This is a genomic window from Streptomyces sp. ASQP_92 (assembly GCF_025399895.1).
Lineage (GTDB): Bacteria > Actinomycetota > Actinomycetes > Streptomycetales > Streptomycetaceae > Streptomyces.
In genome coordinates, this window is record NZ_JAODUA010000001.1 from 77,862 (window position 1) to 95,117 (window position 17,256).

Genomic DNA, 17,256 nt, shown 5'->3' on the forward strand with positions numbered 1-17,256 from the left:
GCGTGCGGGGTTCCCACCCACCGGGTTGGTTGGTTCCGGGCCCCCTGGGGCTCTGCCCCAGCCCCCGGGGGGTTCGCCCACCCACCCGCCCCTACGGCGGGGTTGGTTGGCTCCGGCCCTCCTGGGGCTCCGCCCCAGACCCCGGGCACCTTTGCCCACCCGCCCGCCCGTGACGGGGGTTGGATGGTTCCGGGACCTCTGGGGCTCCGCCCCAGACCCCGTTCGCGCCTGAACGGCGCTCGTCCTCAAACGCCGGACGGGCTGAGGTGCTGGCCAGCACCGAGTAGTTACGGGCTGAGGTGTCCCGTGCGGGCCAGCACCGAGTAGTTAGGGGCTGAAGTGTCCCGTGCGGGCCGGCACCAAGTAGTTGGGGGCGCGGGGAACTGCGCGACCAGCCACGCACGGTCCGCAGGATCGAGAGTCAGGGGCGCGAGGAACTGCGCGAGGAGCACGCACGGTCCGCAGACCGACGGGCGACCAGGGGCGCGAGGAACTGCGCGACCAGCCACGCACGGCCCGCAGACGAAAACCGGTCTTGGGGGCGCGGGGAACTGCGCGACCAGCCACGTACGGCGCGAGGACGAAAGGGAGTCGGGGGCGCGGGGAACTGCGCGAAAGGCACCCCGGTCCTCTCAGCCCACACCCCTCACCCCCAACGCCCCTCACCCCCCAACCCTCCCGCCCGGCTACACAACCCACCCCTGACCAGCCTCACCCACCCCACCCGAAAGGCCCCCGATGGACATCGACCACCTCATCCCCGCCCCCAGCAGCACACACCACACCCACACCCACACCCACACCCCAACCCTCACCCACCTCACCCCCACCACAACCCTCCACACCACCCCCGAAACCGCCCCCCTCGCCCCCCTCCTGAGGGGAACCATCGGGGTCGCGACAGGGCTCCCCCTGCCGGACGGCGTCGGCGTCGGCGTCGGCAACGGCGTCGGCGACGAGCGCGTCGAATCCGACCGCGTCGTGCTGCGGGTCAGCGAGGAGATCGCCGGCCGGCACGGCCCCGAGGCGTACCGGCTCTCCACCGACCGCTCCCGCGAGGACGCCGCCGTACTCATCGAGGGCGGCACCGCCGCAGGCGTCTTCCGCGGTATTCAGACGCTGCGTCAACTGCTCGGCCCCGACGCCTTCCGGCGCGCCGCGCCGAGGGACAGGGGGCGGTCCTGGGCGCTGCCCGGGGTCACCATCGAGGACCACCCCCGCTTCGCCTGGCGCGGGCTCATGCTCGATGTGGCACGGCACTTCATGCCGAAGGACGGCGTGCTGCGCTACCTCGACCTCATCGCCGCCCACAAGCTCAACGTCTTCCACTTCCACCTCACCGACGACCAGGGGTGGCGGATCGAGATCAAGCGGCATCCACGGCTCACCGAGGTCGGCGCGTGGCGTGGGCGGACCAAGTGGGGGCATCGCGCCTCGCCCCTGTGGGACGAGAAGCCGCACGGGGGTTACTACACCCAGGACGACATCCGCGAGATCGTCGCGTACGCCGCCGAGCGCCATATTCGCGTCGTTCCCGAGATAGACATCCCGGGCCACTCGCAGGCCGCCATCGCCGCGTACCCCGAACTCGGCAACACCGACGTCATCGACACCGCCTCCCTCTCCGTGTGGGACACCTGGGGCGTCAATCCGAACGTACTCGCCCCCACTGACAGCACCCTCCGCTTCTACGAAGGGGTGTTGGAGGAGGTGCTCGACCTCTTCCCCGAGGACGTCTCGCCCTTCATCCACATCGGCGGCGACGAGTGCCCCAAGGAGCAGTGGCAGAAGTCGGACGTCGCGCAGGAGCGGATCCGTGAGCTCGGGCTCGCCGGCGAGAACGAGCTCCAGTCCTGGATCATCCGGCACTTCGACACCTGGCTCGGCGCCCGCGGACGCCGCCTCATCGGCTGGGACGAGATCCTGGAGGGCGGCCTCGCGCCCGGCGCCGCCGTCTCGTCCTGGCGCGGATACGGGGCCGGGATCGCCGCCGCCGAGGCCGGGCACGATGTCGTGATGTGCCCCGAGCAGTACGTGTACCTGGACCACCGGCAGGCCCCGGGCGCCGACGAGCCCGTGCCCATCGGGTTCGTCCGTACCTTGGAGGACGTCTACCGCTTCGAGCCCGTTCCGCCCCAGCTCGGCCCGGAGGCCGCCGCCCACATCCTGGGCACGCAGGCCAATGTGTGGACCGAGGTGATGGAGAACCAGTCGCGCGTCGACTACCAGGTGTTCCCCCGCCTCGCCGCCTTCGCCGAGGTCGCCTGGAGCGCGCTGCCCGCCCCCGCCGACCGCGACTTCGCCGACTTCGAGCGCCGAATGACCGCCCACTACAAGCGCCTTGACGCCCTCGGTGTCGACTACCGCCCGCCCACCGGCCCGTTGCCCTGGCAGCAGCGCCCCGGCGTGCTCGGACGCCCGATCGAGGGGGCGCCCCCAAACAGGTGAGCCCCGCCCCAACGCGGCGCCCCGCCCTCGTCTCCCTGGGAGCGTGGCCCCGGTTCACGGCCGCCCTTGGCCGCGACCGGCTACGAGGAAGACCCCAGCAGCAGACCCAGCAAAACCCAGCAAGACCCAGGACGACCGAGGAAGACCGCCGTGACGAACCCCGGGTGTGCGGAACAAGGCGTACCGCATAAGTCGTACAAGGCCTGCGAAACCGGAACATTCCCCTGGTCGGGGACGGAAGCGCGCTTCGTGGACCCACCCGTCGCGCGGTCCGGAAGTTGTGCCAGAGTTGCCACGTCCGGGTTGTGAGCACGTACGGTACGGCCATCAGCAGGTGGCCACAGACGGCACAGTCGTACGGCCGGGACACCGGGAAGGGGCAGCTGGGTTGACCACGCACGCACCGCAGGCGGCGCAGTCGGTGACGCTGCCTGCCTCACTGGACGAGGCCGTGGCGGCGCTCGCGGCCATGCCTGCCGCCGTGCCCGTCGCGGGCGGCACGGATCTGATGGCGGCCGTGAACCGGGGCCTGCTGCGCCCCGCCGGCCTCGTCGGGCTCGGCCGGATCAACGAGATCCGCGGCTGGCAGTACCAGGACGGCCACGCCCTGCTCGGTGCCGGTCTCACCCACGCCCGGATGGGGCGCCCGGACTTCGCGGCGCTCATTCCGGCGCTCGCCGCCGCCGCGCGCGCCGCCGGGCCCCCGCAGATCCGCAACGCGGGCACCCTCGGCGGCAACATCGCCTCCGCCGCCCCGACCGGTGACGCGCTGCCCGTGCTCGCCGCGCTGGAGGCGACCCTGGTCATCGCGGGCCCGGACGCCGCCCGGCGCGAGATTCCCGTATCGCATCTGCTGGCCGGCCGGGACATGCTCGCCCCGGCCGAGTTGATCGGGTATGTCCGGGTGCCGCTGCTGCACGCGCCCCAAGTTTTCCTCAAGGCGACCGGCCGCACCGGCCCCGGCCGGGCCACCGCCTCGGTCGCCGTCGTCCTCGACCCGGCCCGGCGCGGAGTGCGCTGCGCGGTCGGCGCCATCGCGCCCATGCCGCTGCGCCCCCTGGAGGCCGAGCGCTGGATCGCCTCGCTCATCGACTGGGACGGCGAGCGCGCGGCGCTGGCCCCCGAGGCGCTCGGCGCGTTCGGCGAGTACGTGGCCGCCGCCTGCATCCCGGACCCGGCGCCCCCGGCGGACGGCTCACCGCCTCCGCCCCTCTCGCCCGCCGTACTGCATCTGCGGCGCACCGTCGCCGCGTTGGCCCGACGAGCACTGGGGAGGGCGCTGTCGTGACCGACCGCAACAACGAGCACGAGCCCGAGCGCGGACGCGAGAACGCATACGCCCGCGGACGTGAGAACGAGTACGAGCGCGAGAGCGCATACGAGCACGGGCACGAGGGCGAGAACGAGTACGAGTACGGGCAGCCGCACCAGTACGGCTACGGCCAGGCGCCCCGGCACGGCGCCTGGGAGCCGGTGCCGCACGGCGGCGAGTACGAGCCCGACGCCACCGCGTTCGTCCAGCTCCCCCCGGACATGGACATGATGGGCGCCCCCCTCGCGGCGCCCGGCCACGGCTACGTACCGCCGATGATCGTGCCGCTCACCCCGGTCGCGGCGACGGACCCCGGGGCCACCGGCATCTGGCGCATCCCCACCGAGGCGGCCGAACCGGCGGACTCCACCGGCCAGGGCACGCCCGGCGCGTCCGGCACCGACCCCGCGCCCGGCGCGCAGACCGTGGTGTGGCCGGAGCCCCCCGCGCCCACCCCCCTGCCCGCGACCCCGACGCAGCCCGCCCACGACCCCTCCGCCACGGGCCAGTGGCACTTCCCCGACGAGCCCTCGCTCGCGGGCACCGGTCAGTGGACGATCCCGGTCGCCGAGGGTGAACTCCCCGAGGAATCAGGGGAGTTCACGACCTCCGCGCTGATCGAGCAGTGGGGCTCGACCCCGCCCGCCACCCTCCCCGGCGGCGCACCCGCCCCCTGGGCCCACCAGTTCCCGGAGCCCACGCAGGAGCCCCTGCCGGAGGCCATGCCGCAGCCCACGCCGGAGCATGCGCCCCCCGCGGCCGAGCTGCCCCTCGACGCCCTGGACGCGCACCCCGACACGCCCCGCGACGTCCACCAGGATCCGCACCCCGGCCCGCACCCCGGCCCGCATCCCGACCTGCGCCACGACGCGCAGCACGGTGCCCACGAGGTTCCGGGAACCCCGGCAGGTCCGGGCGCGGCGGAGGCGGACTCGGCGCTGTCCGCGCCGGTGGTACCGGACGCGCCGGGCGCGACGCCGCACCTTCCGTCGAGCAACCCCCCGTCGACGCCCGACGCCCTGGAAGCCCCGCAAGTCCCGGCCGCCCCGGAAGTCCCGGACACCTCGGACGCCCCGGACGTCCCGGACGCCTCGGCCGCTCCTGAAGCTCCAGCCGCTCCTGTGGCGCCGGACGTACCCGCCCCGGCCGACGTACCCGCCGCGTCGCTCCCCGAGGAGCCCGTCGCCGTCGAGCCCCTGGCCGAAGCCGTACCGGAATCGCACGGTGTGCCCGCGATCGAGACGGCCGAGGCCGTGCCCGCGCCCGCGCCCGGGCCCGGGCCCGAAGACGTCGCCCTTCCCGGGACTCCTGAGGCTCCCGGGACCCCCGAGGCTCCCCACGCTCCCGAAACCTCCGGCGCCCCCGGGACCACCGAGAGTGCCGGGACCACCGAGAGCGCCGGAACCACCGAGAGCGCCCAGACCACCGCCATCGCCGGCATCGCCGACGTCACCCCCGTCGACGAGGCCGTCCCCGCCTTCACCGGCGCCCCCGACCTCGAACACCCCCGCGCCTCCTACGTGTTGCGCGTGAACGGCGCCGACCGGCCCGTGACCGAGGCCTGGGTCGGCGAGTCGCTGCTGTACGTGCTGCGCGAGCGGCTCGGGCTCGCCGGGGCCAAGGACGGCTGCTCGCAGGGCGAGTGCGGGGCGTGCAACGTCCAGGTGGACGGGCGGCTCGTCGCCTCCTGCCTGGTGCCCGCGGCGACCGCCGCCGGCAGCGAGGTCCGTACCGTCGAGGGGCTCGCCACCGACGGCGAACCCTCCGACGTGCAGCGCGCGCTGGCCGAGAGCGGCGCCGTGCAGTGCGGCTTCTGCATCCCCGGCATGGCCATGACCGTGCACGACCTGCTGGAGGGCAACCACGCCCCCACCGAGCTCGAAACGCGCCAGGCGCTCTGCGGCAACCTGTGCCGCTGCTCCGGCTATCGCGGCGTGCTCGACGCCGTGAAGGACGTGGTGGCGGGCCGCGAGGCCGCCGGAGCCCTGGCCGACGAGGCCCGCATTCCGCACCAGGCACCCCCCGGGGCCGGCAGCGCCAAGCCCCCGCACACGCACGACGGAGGCATGGCGTGAGCAACGACGCAGCCACCGCGACGGTCGACGGGGCCACCTCGGTGGCCGGGCCGGAGCAGCAGCCGCCCGCGCACGGGATCGGCGCGTCGCTCGCGCCGGTCGACGCGCGGGCGAAGACGGAGGGGACCTTCCCCTACGCGGCCGACCTGTGGGCCGAGGGCCTGCTGTGGGCGGCCGTGCTGCGGGCCCCGCACGCGTACGCCCGGATCGTCTCGATCGACACCACGGCCGCCGCCGCCATGCCGGGCGTACGGGCCGTGGTGACCCACGCCGACGTGCCGGGCGACCCGGCGTTCGGCCGCCGCATCGCCGACCGTCCCGTCTTCGCGGCCGAGTACGTACGCCACCACGGCGAGCCCATCGCCGCCGTGGCCGCCGACCACCCGGACACCGCGCGCCTGGCGGCCGCCGCGATCGCCGTCGAGTACGAGGTGCTCGAGCCGGTCACCGACCCGGAGAAGGCGTTCGGCGCCGAACCCCTGCACCCTGACGGCAACTTGATCCGCCACCTCCCGCTCCAGTACGGCGACCCCGAGGTCACCGGCGACGTCGTGGTCGAGGGGCTGTACCGGATCGGCCGCCAGGACCCTGCCCCGATCGGCGCCGAGGCCGGCCTCGCGGTGCCGCGCCCCGACGGTGGCGTGGAGCTGTACACCGCCTCCACCGACCCGCACGGCGACCGCGATCTGGCCGCCGCCTGCTTCGGTCTCGATCCGGACCGCGTCAAGGTCGTCGTCACCGGGGTGCCCGGCGCGACCGGCGACCGCGAGGACCTCGGCTTCCAACTCCCGCTCGGCCTGCTGGCGTTGAGGACGGGCTGCCCGGTCAAGCTGACCGCGACCCGCGAGGAGTCCTTCCTCGGCCACGCCCATCGCCACCCCACCCTGCTGCGCTACCGCCACCACGCGGACACCGAGGGCCGCCTCGTCAAGGTCGAGGCGCAGATCCTCCTGGACGCGGGTGCCTACGCCGAGGCGTCCGCCGAATCCCTGGCCGCGGCCGTCGCGTTCGCGTGCGGTCCCTACGTCGTGCCGCACGCCTTCGTGGAGGGCTGGGCGGTGCGCACCAACAACCCGCCGTCCGGCCACGTCCGGGGCGAGGGCGCCATGCAGGTGTGCGCGGCGTACGAGGGCCAAATGGACAAGCTGGCCGCCAAGTTGGGCATCGACCCGGCCGAGCTGCGGATGCGCAACGTGCTCGCCACCGGCGACCTGCTGCCCACCGGTCAGACCGTCACCTGTCCGGCGCCGGTGGCCGAACTCCTGGGCGCCGTACGGGACTTCCCCCTCCCCACCCTCCCCAAGGACGCCCCCGAGGACGACTGGCTGCTGCCGGGCGGGCCCGAGGGCGCGGGCGAGCCGGACGCGGTGCGGCGCGGGGTCGGCTACGCGCTCGGCATGGTCCACATGCTCGGCGCGGAGGGCACCGACGAGGTCTCCACCGCCACGGTCAAGGTCCACGACGGCGTCGCGACGGTCATCTGCGCGGCCGTCGAGACCGGCCAGGGCTTCACCACGCTCGCCCGCCAGATCGTCCAGGAGACCCTGGGCATCGACGAGGTGCACGTCGCGCCGGTCGACACCGACCAGCCCCCTGCGGGCCCCGCCACCCACGGCCGCCACACCTGGGTGTCCGGCGGCGCGGTGGAGCGCGCGGCCAAAATGGTCCGCACCCAGCTCCTCCAGCCCCTGGCGCACAAGTTCGGCATGTCCACGGAGCTGCTCCAGATCGCGGACGGCAAGATCACGTCGTACGACGGCGTCCTGTCGACGACGGTCACCGAGGCGATGGACGGCAAGGAGCTGTGGGCCACCGCCCAGTGCCGCCCGCACCCCACCGAGCCGCTCGACGAGACCGGCCAGGGCGACGCGTTCGTGGGCCTCGCGTTCTGCGCGATCCGCGCCGTGGTGGACGTCGACATCGAGCTCGGCTCCGTCCGGGTCGTCGAACTCGCGGTGGCCCAGGACGTGGGCCGGATCCTCAACCCGCGCCGGCTGACGGCCCGGATCGAGGCCGGGGTGACGCAGGGCGTGGGCGCGGCCCTGACCGAGAACCTGCGCACGGTACGCGGCCGCATCCGCCACCCCGACCTCACCGGCTACGCCCTGCCGACGGCTCTGGACGCCCCCGACATCCGCATCGTGAAGCTGGTCGAGGAGCGGGACGTCGTGGCCCCGTTCGGCGCGAAGGCGGCCAGCGCCGTCCCGGTCGTGACCAGTCCTGCCGCGATCGCCTCCGCGGTCCGCGCCGCGACCGGCCGCCCGGTCAACCGCCTGCCGATCCGGCCCCAGGCGGCGGTGGTCCAGCAGGGCTAGGCGCCCGCTCGAACCGGGTGCGTCCGGCCCCGACGCCGGACCGTGATGGCCCGTGTACCGTACGCTGCTGTCGCAGGAACGGTAACGGACGCGCGGGGCACGGGAGTTGGGGATGGCGTCAGAGGCGGCGGGAACGCGGGGGGCTCACGGGGCGGACGGGGGTGATCTCGTCGCCCACGCCGACGACCTCGGAGTGATCGGCTCGGACGCCTACAAGCTGTACGACGGCTTCCGGCGCGACGGCGACCACGCGAGGGCGGCCACCTTCGAGGCGGCGCGCGCCCTGAGCGCGGACAACTTCACCAGCGGCGCAGCCCTGTTGAAGCTCCACGACACCTGGCAGAGCCAGTACACGACGCTCCGCGACGCCTGCGCGCAGATCTCCAACCACCTCGACTACTCGGCGTCCCGGCACGCGAAGGACGACGCGCGCGTGCGGGGCTCACTGGCCGCGGTGTCCGTGCTCAGCGACTACATCAACTAGCGGGCGGTGCACGGACGTTGCTGAAGTTCGCGGATGTGTTGAACGCTCCGGTCGGCAAGCTCGGGGCCGCGGTGGACGCCTGGTCGGAGATGGCGGCCAAGCTGAGGAAGCTGTCCGAAGAGGCCCACGACGGCATGCGGGTGCACGCCGAGACCGCCAGGTGGGCCGGGGTGAACGCCGGGGTCACCCGCGCGTTCATCCGCAAGACGGTGAAGGAGTTCGCGGACGCGGAGAAGGAGGCCACCGGGGCGCACCGGCTGCTCCTGGACGCGTACACGGAGTTCAAGAAGGCGAAGGACGGGCTCCAGGCCATCGTGGACGGCGCGCGGGGCAACGGCATCGTCGTCGACGCGCACGGCCGGGTCACGGCGCGCGATCCGCTCGCGGACGACGCGGCGGCGCGGCACGACCCCGACGCCGACTTCTCGAAGGCGCTCAAGGCGGAGGAGGCGAACGTCGCCGCCTGGCAGCACAAGGTGGACGCGCTGGTCGCGGCCTGCGACGCCGCCGACGAGGCGCTGCGCCTGGCCCTCACCGCGAACGTCCCCGACGCGCACGACTTCACCGCCCCCCAGTACGCGTCCCTGGACGACGAGGAGGCCGCGCGGGCGGTCGACCTGGCGAAGCGGGTCACCGGCGAGGGCGGCACGGCGCGCAACGTGGAGGAGCTGAAGCAGCTCCAGACGCTCCTCGACGCCAACGTCCACGACCCGGAGTTCTCCACCGCCTTCTACGGCCGGCTGGGCCCGCAGGGGAGCCTGGACTTCTACGCGCGCCTCTCCCTGGACGCCACCGGCCTCGGCGCCGCGGGCCTGGACCGCGCGGCGATGGTCCGCCACGTCCAGGCCGACCTGGGCCCCCTGCTGGGCCTCGCCACCAACCCGCACACCACGGGCCACCTCCCGCCCACCTGGACGACCGACCTGATGCGCGCGGGCCGCCGGCCGATCGACGTCGGAGGCCTGGCGGGCCCGGGCGCCCGGGTGTACGGCTACCAGGCGCTGGGCGCGCTGCTGCGGCACGGCACGTACGACAGGGAGTTCCTGCTGCCGGTCGCCCGCGACATGGTGGGCTTCGAGCGGCAGAACCCGAAGATCTTCCAGCAGAGCGTGCCGTACGACAACGCGATGGCCCTGAACCTGGACAAGGACGGCGGCCGCGGCTTCGACCCGCTGACCGGCCTGATGACGTCCATGAGCAACAACCCGCAGGTGGCGGCGGAGTTCTTTGACGAGCCGGTGCGGGAGGATACGGATGGCAACGGCCTGGTGACCTCGGACGACGCCCCCGCACTCGACGCCGGGGGCCACCCCCTGAGCATGGTCGACCACCTCCTCGACAAGCCCGCGACGGACGACCTGTACGACGCCCGCCCCGACGCCCGCACCCCGTACCAGTCCGCCCTGGGCAACGCGATCGAGGCGGCCACGACGGGCCGGATCCCCGGGGACGCGGAGGCGAAGCCGGTGGAGCATACGGCGGCGATGGCGAGTGTGATGGAGAAGGTCGTGGCGAAGATCGGATCCGACCCCACCCTGATCACGGGAGAAGACGGCGCGCCCGGCAAACTCGAGGGCCTTTCCGGCAATTTGGGGAACATGGCGGCGGAGTACATGCCCGACTTGCAGGCGACGGCGGAAAACGGCGCGGCGCAGGCGAAGCCCTTCGGGGTGCTGGCTGACTTCGTCAACTCCGGACGCGTCGCGCATTTCCTTGGTGCGGTGGCACAGGATCCCGATGCGTACGGTGCGATCACCAATGCACAGCAGGCCTATACGACATTGCTCGTACGCGATGTCTTCGCGCACCCGGAAAGTCACGGGGCCGATGTGGGGGAAGCCGTGCGCAATGCGGTGCACCCGGGCGGGGAGATCGCGGGAATGATGGCCGAGGCTCGTGTGCAGGCCATCTATGAGAAGCACGCGGAAACCGACAAGGCCTTCAACGACGCCGTGCAGGACAAGGCGGACTGGACGAACCGCATCCTCAACTCGGTCGGAGCCAAGTACATCGAGCTGCTGCCGGTCGGCGGTGATGCCGTGGAATGGCTCCAGGAAGACATCACCGAATCCCTTGTCGAGAACAGGCAGAAGGACTCGTCCGGCGAGGCGAGCCAAGAGGCGGCAGACGCATACGCGACGGCGGAGAGCAATGCGAAGAAGTCGGCGGCAGGCGCGGTAAGGGCGGCGGGCAACAGCGTCGGCCTCGCCGAACGGGACAGCCGCGAATATCAGGGGGTCGCGTCCTCTTCGATCTCCGTCGCGTATTCGGCGGGACGTTCCGCGGTGGCCAGCGCCACGCCCCCCGGTGGCGCGAAGTGACGCGTGGCCGAGGCTTCCTGGCTGTGCTTGCCGCGGTGCTGACCATGTCCGGCTGCTCGGCCGACCCATCGGTGCCGAGCATGCCGAAGAACATGTGCTGGGGGGCCTTCGCGAGCAGTGCGGTCGCCCCGTTGCTGCCCACAGGTGACGCGGCGACAGTGGAGAACAACCGCCCCTTCGATGTCTTCGTTCCGAAGGACCAGACCACGTACTGCACGGTGCGCATCGACAACGCCGCGCGGTTCATAGCCTGGGCCGAGCTCCGGAGAAGCGGCAAAGGCACGGACTGGAACCACTCGGCACGCCACTTGGGTACCCGTATCGAGGCGGGTGACGAGGCGTTCGTCTGGGGCGGAGATGCGGCCGCCGTATTCGAGTGCGCGCGCCCGGATATTGCCAGGGGGCCGACCCTGCCGCCCTCGGCCAAGTACATCGAACTGCAACTGACGGCGGACCGGGCGCCTGAAACGCAACAGACCCGGGACGTGCTCACCACCCTGATGCGGCAGTACGTCCAATTCGCCAAGCAGGCACTCAAGTGCCGCTAGCAGAACCGAACTTGGAGGCCGTGGCGGGAATTGAACCCGCGTAACTCGCTTTGCAGGTTTGTCTCCGCTGTTCAGCTAGAGATGCGGGCACGTTCAACGAGGTTCATCCCCGCACGGTCACTGCGTCCTTCGCAGTGACCGTGCACGGGTCTGAACGGCCGCGTACGGCTATGAATGAGACGGAGACTGAGACGCCCCGCTCCATCGCCTCCGCGCCTGACTCGTGGCCAACTCATTCTTGTTCAGACTCTGTTACCTGAGGCTTCCGATGCTTGCGCAGCTTGGTGCTGCACCAGGAAGCACCCGCGATGATGCACGCGGCGGCGAGAGCGCCGAGGCACTCCGCAGCGGCTGCGAGCACGAGCCCCCCGGGGGACGCGTTGTCGAGCGCGATGGTTTCGAACCCGCTGTCGATGACGTACTGGAGCACGTTTCTTCCTCAGGGTTAAGCACCAGAAGTTGATGCTTGGCGTAGTTGTTCAGGCGAGAATCGTGCTGCTGGCTGATGTCCCCAACTCCCAAGTGGCCAGGCTGGGACAGTTCGGGGCAGGTAGCGGGTTTGTGCAGGCAGCTGGCCCTGTCCCCAAGCCGTCCCAGGGGCAGCACGGGACACGGCAGGGACAGGCTGGGGCAGAGCTGCCAAGCGTTCGGTGGAGCTACGGGAGGGTGTAAGCGGTGGCGCAACCAGGCATGGAGGGTGAAGACCCGCGAGTAGAGCTCGGCAGCCTCCTTCGGCGGGAGGCAGAAGCGGCCGGCCTCAGCACGCGGGAGATGTCAGATCACTTCGAACGGTTTGCCTCCCAACAGGAGGTGATCGACGTGAATGGCAAGCGGGCCGAGGGGCCGCCCATCAGGGAGATGCACTACTCAAAATCTCATCTCGATCGACTCTATAGGGGTGAGACATTGATGCCATCGGCGCGTTTCGTGAGAATCTTTTTGCGCATAACTAGCCGCGCGGCGGGAATCTCGCCTGATCGATACAATAAACTATGTCTCGAAGCCGAAATTCTGTTGCGGTCGGGCAGCGTGGCGGCCAGGAAAACCAGCTCAGCGCCAGCCAGTATAGGTGCCCCTGGCAGCTCGGGCGAGAGTTTGGCTACTCTGCAATTGCAGCTCAGCCTCGAACGGGCGCGCCATGTGGGAGATAATCTTCGGTGGGCTTTGAATGATGCGCAGTTACTTATGAATACATTGCTTCAGATCATCAACGTGCTGCGCGAAATAATTGTCGATCTGGATATTCGACAGATCTCGGAAGCTAGCACCCGGATAGGCTTGGGCACGCAAGATTCGCGTGATGAAGCGCTGCGATACAGGGCTAGTGCGGAGATGGAGCTAGGCAGAGTTAATGAACGTAGGCGCACTCTTGAAGCGCTATGGGATCATGCCCGCGCTGAATTGATGCGCCTGTCCTGCCACCCGGGAATCGTGACTGAAACAAGCGGAGGAGCATCCGCTTCGGGCAACTCGACAGTGGCGCTTCATCAGGACCTTCTTGCCCGCCCCGCGCTTGACGATATTGCTACAGCGCTCGCGAAGGTTAGTCTAATTAACGACCGAAACGAGAGAGACACAGAAGACCTCGTGCGCCGACTCGCTGGAGGTACTGGTGGCGATTCCGAGGACGAGTTTAGTTTCCTCGTGCGTGCAGCATCTCACCCGGATGATGATCTGCGAGAGGCTGCAGTCACTAGCCTGTGCCTGACCTACCAGGACGACCCAAAAGTTCTGCAAATTGTAGAAGAACGCTCACGCGCGGATGCGAGTGAGCTTGTCCGATCTGCTGCCCTGATGGCTCTGAGTCAAGTTCGGCCCATGTCGGATAGGACGCTTGAGATCTGTCTAGAACGACTGCGATACGACGCAGATGCGGCAGTGCGTCAAGTTGCGCTCGACGTGGCGATCCACTCTTGGACGGACGAGTCGCAGACCCATGATGCGCTTGCCGATAGAGTTCTTAATGATTCAGATGGCGTAATCAGAGAAGAAGCCTTGCAGGCTATTTACTCGAATTGGCCAACTGATCCATTCACGCTAGATCTAGTCAGAACGTGCGCTTGTGATGATGCAGACTGGACCGTTCGATATGCAGCCCTGGATGCTCTGCGCGAGGGTTGGACTACCGACTCGTTTACCCGTGATCTCCTTATTGATCGCGCCACTAATGACGCAGATCTGAATGTCCGTCGTCTCGCGATCGAGACTCTGGTTGGCGATTGGAGAGAAGACTTGGTGAGCCGGGGAGCGATTTATGATCGAGCTGTAAATGAAGAGGTTTGGACGGTCAGAAGGGAGGCGCTGCATGCCGCCCTCTCCGGGAGAAAGGTTGAGCGCTTGAAGGAAAACAGAAAGCGCCGAATCTTTGCTCTGGATAGATCAAATAGCGATCCTGGGTACCCGGATAGAGAAGTCGCCCGTGCGTTTGTCAAAAATAATTTCCCGAGGATGATACGGCTCTTACCGCCTGAAGGGCGGTCTGATAGCGTCCGTAGGAAGTGACCGTAACCCTCGGATGTTTGCATGCCAAAGTGACAGGCGGACTGCGTGTACGGCTTATACGGGGGGACCTTGAGCCTTTCGGTCCCGAGGGAAGAGCCGAGGGGGGGCTATGCACTGCACGGCCTCCACTGGGTTTCATGCTTGGGACATTGGCGGTAATAGCTGTCATCCAGGTTGCGGGTAGCCGGTGCTCGGCCGTGCTGGGCCTGCCATCCTCCCCAGAGGCGCGTGTTGCAGCGATTGCACAGGGGGGCTCGTACGAAGCCGTGAGTGTGGCAGTGGTCCCACACGCTCGCCCGCTCAGTTATGCAGCTCGCGCACATGAACTGTGCGGCCGCTGGCCAGTTCTGCCGGCCCTTGCGATCGACGCAGTAGCGCTCGCCTGCTAGTTCGCCGTCATAGATCACGGCGTTCGCGTCGCTGCCTCTCGCGCCGTACACGACACCTGTACGGATGCAGTCGCCAAGGTCGGCCACCACAACATCCCCAACCCGCTCATGCCAGCCGACGGCATCCTGTCCATGGTGCTCGCCTAGGCACGAGCACTGGCATTCGATGCCTGTTGCTTTCAAGCACCTGTTGGTGCACTGCGATAGCTGAGACATGTCCCGCCAGAGCACGATGAACCCGTACCGGTCGATGGACGCTGTCACGAGCCGCATGAGACTGTTGCGTGGCAGGTGCCACTGTTTGCCGGTGAACTCTGGCGAGCGAATGCCCACGGTGTCGCGGAGCCAGCGGCGGTTGCCTTTCCGCGGCGGCAGTTCGGCGATGACCTGCCCATGTAGCGGAAGCCATACGGTCGGCACGTGCCCGACGCCGGCATCGGTAACTACTCGCTCGCCGACGATGCGTACAGGTAAGTCATTCGTCATACCTTCAACGGTGACAGGAAGATCGGCAGTCGGGAACCCCGTCTCGGGTACGCGTACGGAGGTGAACGGCCGCGGTAGCCAATGCGCTGGACGAAGAGGCGCGACGACGAACAGCCGAGCGGAACCCGGGAGACGGGGCCACGGCCGGTGGCACGGGACGTGGGAAGCTTGAATCTGCGAGGCGCCACCTGGACGCCGGCGAGGTCGAGGAAGGGGAGGCCGCGTGCCGCAAGGCAGTCCGCGAGGTACGTACCTGGAAGTCTCGGAAGCTCTTCGCGAGAAGATCAGGAAAGGCAAGATCACTGAGGCGTTGCCTTCACAGGCAAAGCTCGTGAGCCAGTACAGCGTGAGCCGCAGCACCATCGAACGGGCGCTTGCCGTGCTCAAGGCTGAGGGGGTCATCGAGTCGGTGCAGGGTGCCGGGTGGTTTGTTGCGGGGTCTGGTGACCGTCGGCCATTGGTCGAGAAGGTGACCGACCTGTTGCGGGGAGACCTGGTCAAGATCGGCGACCGCTTCCCCACAGAGAAGGAGCTGTGCGAGCACTTCGGGGCGTCGCGGACCGCCGTCCGTTCTGCCATCGCGCAGATGGAGGGGCAGGGGCTCATTGCCAAGGGCGCGGCCCGAGGGCGGGAAGTCCGTGCGCTGCCGGTTGGACGGGGTACTCAGACGGCATGACGACGACCGAGCGCACCGAGTTCGACGCGAACGCGGCAGTGGCCATTCTGCGCGAGGCGTGCGACGCCGCCGAAGTGGACCCCAACGGCACTGAGATGCTGCGATTCGGAGACCATGCAGTATTCCGAATCGCAGGCGGCCGGATCGTCTCCAGGGTGGGTCGGAGTCCCGATCGGCTGCCCTCCGCCCGACGGGAAGTGGCAGTAGCTGAATGGCTTGCGGATGAGGAATATCCGGCGGCACGTCTCGTTACGGAGGCGGAACAGCCGATCGTCGTTCGGGGGCATCCGGTGACTTTCTGGGAAGGCCTAGCCGACGGAGACACGTACGCGAGCACGGGAGAAATGGGCGTACTGCTGCGGCGGCTTCACGACTTGCAGTCACCGCCCTTTTCGCTCCCTCCCCTTCAGCCTTTTGACAAGGTCGCGCAACGTTTGAAGAGTGCTGCTATTGCGTCCGCTACCCGGGATTTCCTCCGGTCCATGGCTGAGAAATTGGCGGCCGAGTACGGTGGTCTACGGTACGTGCTTCCGGTGGGTCACCTGCACGGTGACTTCAACGTCGGCAACGTGCTGCGTGACGCGCTCGGTCATCCCAAGGTTATCGATCTCGACGGGTTCGTTGTCGGCGCCCGAGAATGGGACCTCATGCAGACAGCCATGTACTACGACAGCTTCGGTTGGCACACGGAAGCCGAGTATGCGGATTTCGTCACCGGATATGGCTTCGACGTGCGGGAATGGTCCGGATACAAGACACTCCGAAGTATTCGCGAACTTCTCATGGTCACGTGGCTCTCGCAGAACGCCGGTACAAGCCCGCGAGCGGCCGAGGAAGTTGAGAAGCGTGTGGAAAGCCTGCGCTCGGGTGGCTCTCGTCGAGACTGGGCGCCGTTCTAGGACACATGGTCAATTACCACTTCAACAGCAATGCCGGATCACCCCCGCTTTTTAGCTGGAGCCGCGCGAATTATTCGGCGATCTCTTGCGGTGTTTGGTAGAGTCCCGCCCCATGGATTCAGGGATTGCCGCCATTTGCGGTGCTTTAGTGGGGGCGCTTACCGCCTTTGGTACCTCCACGTTGACCTATCGCGCACAGCGTGAAACCACTCGCGCAACAGTCCGTGCTGAATACCGGAAGGAGGTTCGAGAGCCGCGACGCGACGCGTACAGGAAGTTGATTTCTGTTGGAATGGATTTAGCCGAACGCGCAAGAGGTGAATTAATTTGGGCGGAACAATCCCATGTGTCTCAAGCTTTGAATCTGAAGGATGCAGTTGATCAGAGCTGGCTAGAAATCAGCCTGCTCGGTCCAGCGAATACGCTGAATGCCGCCACAGAGGTGCGGAGAAACGCCTACTTAGTGTTTGACTGCCTGTGGTCGCTGTACGCATTTTGGAACTCGACATTAGCGGAAGATGAGGAGGCGCGCAGTAACCGCCTGGCTCAAGAGCTGGAGTCTTCGGCATTCCCACTGCTTGAAGCGGTTCTCGACCTCTCGCGCAGTGCGCAATTGGCCCTAGAGGATACGGGCGTAGATTAGTCTTTCACTTAACCCATCTGTCGCAGATGTGGATTTCCGCGGCAGAATGCAAAGCGTGGGCGCTGGTCCGGTCGGCGGGCAGCCACATCGGGGCCCCGGCTTCCGACACCCTGTAAACGGCCACCCCATCGCGCACGGGGCCGGTTACGTGCTGTTCA

At 68.7% G+C, this 17,256-nt stretch carries 13 protein-coding genes; 11 read left to right on the top strand and 2 right to left on the bottom strand.

What is annotated here, in order from left to right; all coding sequences use genetic code 11:
• Window positions 1–738 precede the first annotated feature (738 nt).
• The 7 genes from N4G70_RS00320 (at window position 739) to N4G70_RS00350 (ending at window position 11,503) form a co-directional block, all read left to right on the top strand.
• Window positions 739–2,448, top strand: coding sequence for a beta-N-acetylhexosaminidase (locus N4G70_RS00320; RefSeq protein WP_261710299.1), 1,710 nt, complete (start codon window positions 739–741; stop codon window positions 2,446–2,448).
• A gap of 388 nt (window positions 2,449–2,836) precedes the next feature.
• Entirely contained in the window at window positions 2,837–3,736 is a 900-nt protein-coding gene (locus N4G70_RS00325) for a xanthine dehydrogenase family protein subunit M (RefSeq protein WP_261710300.1), read from the top strand.
• Window positions 3,733–5,835 (top strand): 2Fe-2S iron-sulfur cluster-binding protein, encoded by a 2,103-nt coding sequence (locus tag N4G70_RS00330; RefSeq protein ID WP_261710301.1) that lies wholly within the window; start codon window positions 3,733–3,735, stop codon window positions 5,833–5,835. The genes N4G70_RS00325 and N4G70_RS00330 overlap by 4 nt, the downstream gene beginning before the upstream one ends.
• The gene (locus tag N4G70_RS00335; protein WP_261710302.1) at window positions 5,832–8,150 is read left to right on the top strand and encodes a xanthine dehydrogenase family protein molybdopterin-binding subunit; all 2,319 of its coding nucleotides are present in this window, start codon (window positions 5,832–5,834) and stop codon (window positions 8,148–8,150) included. Before N4G70_RS00330 ends, N4G70_RS00335 begins: the two co-directional genes overlap by 4 nt.
• A 112-nt stretch (window positions 8,151–8,262) precedes the next feature.
• Entirely contained in the window at window positions 8,263–8,634 is a 372-nt protein-coding gene (locus N4G70_RS00340; protein WP_261710303.1) for a hypothetical protein, read from the top strand.
• Window positions 8,635–8,651: 17 nt separating this feature from the next.
• Window positions 8,652–10,955 carry a DUF6571 family protein gene (locus N4G70_RS00345; RefSeq protein ID WP_261710304.1) on the top strand — a complete coding sequence of 768 codons (2,304 nt, stop codon included), beginning with the start codon at window positions 8,652–8,654 and terminating at the stop codon, window positions 10,953–10,955.
• A gap of 35 nt (window positions 10,956–10,990) precedes the next feature.
• Complete coding sequence (locus tag N4G70_RS00350) at window positions 10,991–11,503, top strand: hypothetical protein (protein WP_261710305.1); 513 nt, start codon at window positions 10,991–10,993, stop codon at window positions 11,501–11,503.
• Window positions 11,504–11,735: 232 nt separating this feature from the next.
• On the opposite strand, the gene N4G70_RS00355 is transcribed toward N4G70_RS00350, so the two are convergent.
• Complete coding sequence (locus N4G70_RS00355; protein ID WP_261710306.1) at window positions 11,736–11,933, bottom strand: hypothetical protein; 198 nt, start codon at window positions 11,931–11,933, stop codon at window positions 11,736–11,738.
• A gap of 245 nt (window positions 11,934–12,178) precedes the next feature.
• On the opposite strand from N4G70_RS00355, the gene N4G70_RS00360 reads away from it, so the two are divergent.
• Complete coding sequence (locus tag N4G70_RS00360) at window positions 12,179–14,005, top strand: HEAT repeat domain-containing protein (protein WP_261710307.1); 1,827 nt, start codon at window positions 12,179–12,181, stop codon at window positions 14,003–14,005.
• A 107-nt stretch (window positions 14,006–14,112) separates the two neighbouring features.
• Here the strand turns inward: N4G70_RS00360 and N4G70_RS00365 are convergent, their stop codons facing one another.
• Window positions 14,113–14,880, bottom strand: coding sequence for an endonuclease VII domain-containing protein (locus N4G70_RS00365; protein WP_261710308.1), 768 nt, complete (start codon window positions 14,878–14,880; stop codon window positions 14,113–14,115).
• A 223-nt stretch (window positions 14,881–15,103) separates the two neighbouring features.
• On the opposite strand from N4G70_RS00365, the gene N4G70_RS00370 reads away from it, so the two are divergent.
• From N4G70_RS00370 to N4G70_RS00380, 3 genes are all read left to right on the top strand, one after another.
• Window positions 15,104–15,556, top strand: a complete 453-nt coding sequence (locus N4G70_RS00370; RefSeq protein ID WP_261710309.1) for a GntR family transcriptional regulator — start codon at window positions 15,104–15,106, stop codon at window positions 15,554–15,556.
• Entirely contained in the window at window positions 15,553–16,455 is a 903-nt protein-coding gene (locus N4G70_RS00375) for a phosphotransferase enzyme family protein (protein WP_261710310.1), read from the top strand. The genes N4G70_RS00370 and N4G70_RS00375 overlap by 4 nt, the downstream gene beginning before the upstream one ends.
• A 112-nt stretch (window positions 16,456–16,567) precedes the next feature.
• A complete protein-coding gene (locus N4G70_RS00380; protein ID WP_261710311.1) occupies window positions 16,568–17,098 on the top strand; it encodes a hypothetical protein in 531 nt (176 codons plus the stop codon).
• The last annotated feature ends 158 nt before the right edge of the window (window positions 17,099–17,256 follow it).

What these genes read in the sequence shown, in the direction of transcription:
- N4G70_RS00320 (WP_261710299.1), top strand. Translation starts at nt 739, where the DNA reads ATGGACATCGACCACCTCATCCCCGCCCCCAGCAGCACACACCACACC.
- N4G70_RS00380 (WP_261710311.1), top strand. Translation starts at nt 16,568, where the DNA reads ATGGATTCAGGGATTGCCGCCATTTGCGGTGCTTTAGTGGGGGCGCTT.
- N4G70_RS00340 (WP_261710303.1), top strand. Translation starts at nt 8,263, where the DNA reads ATGGCGTCAGAGGCGGCGGGAACGCGGGGGGCTCACGGGGCGGACGGG.
- N4G70_RS00365 (WP_261710308.1), bottom strand. Translation starts at nt 14,880, where the DNA reads ATGACGAATGACTTACCTGTACGCATCGTCGGCGAGCGAGTAGTTACC.
- N4G70_RS00375 (WP_261710310.1), top strand. Translation starts at nt 15,553, where the DNA reads ATGACGACGACCGAGCGCACCGAGTTCGACGCGAACGCGGCAGTGGCC.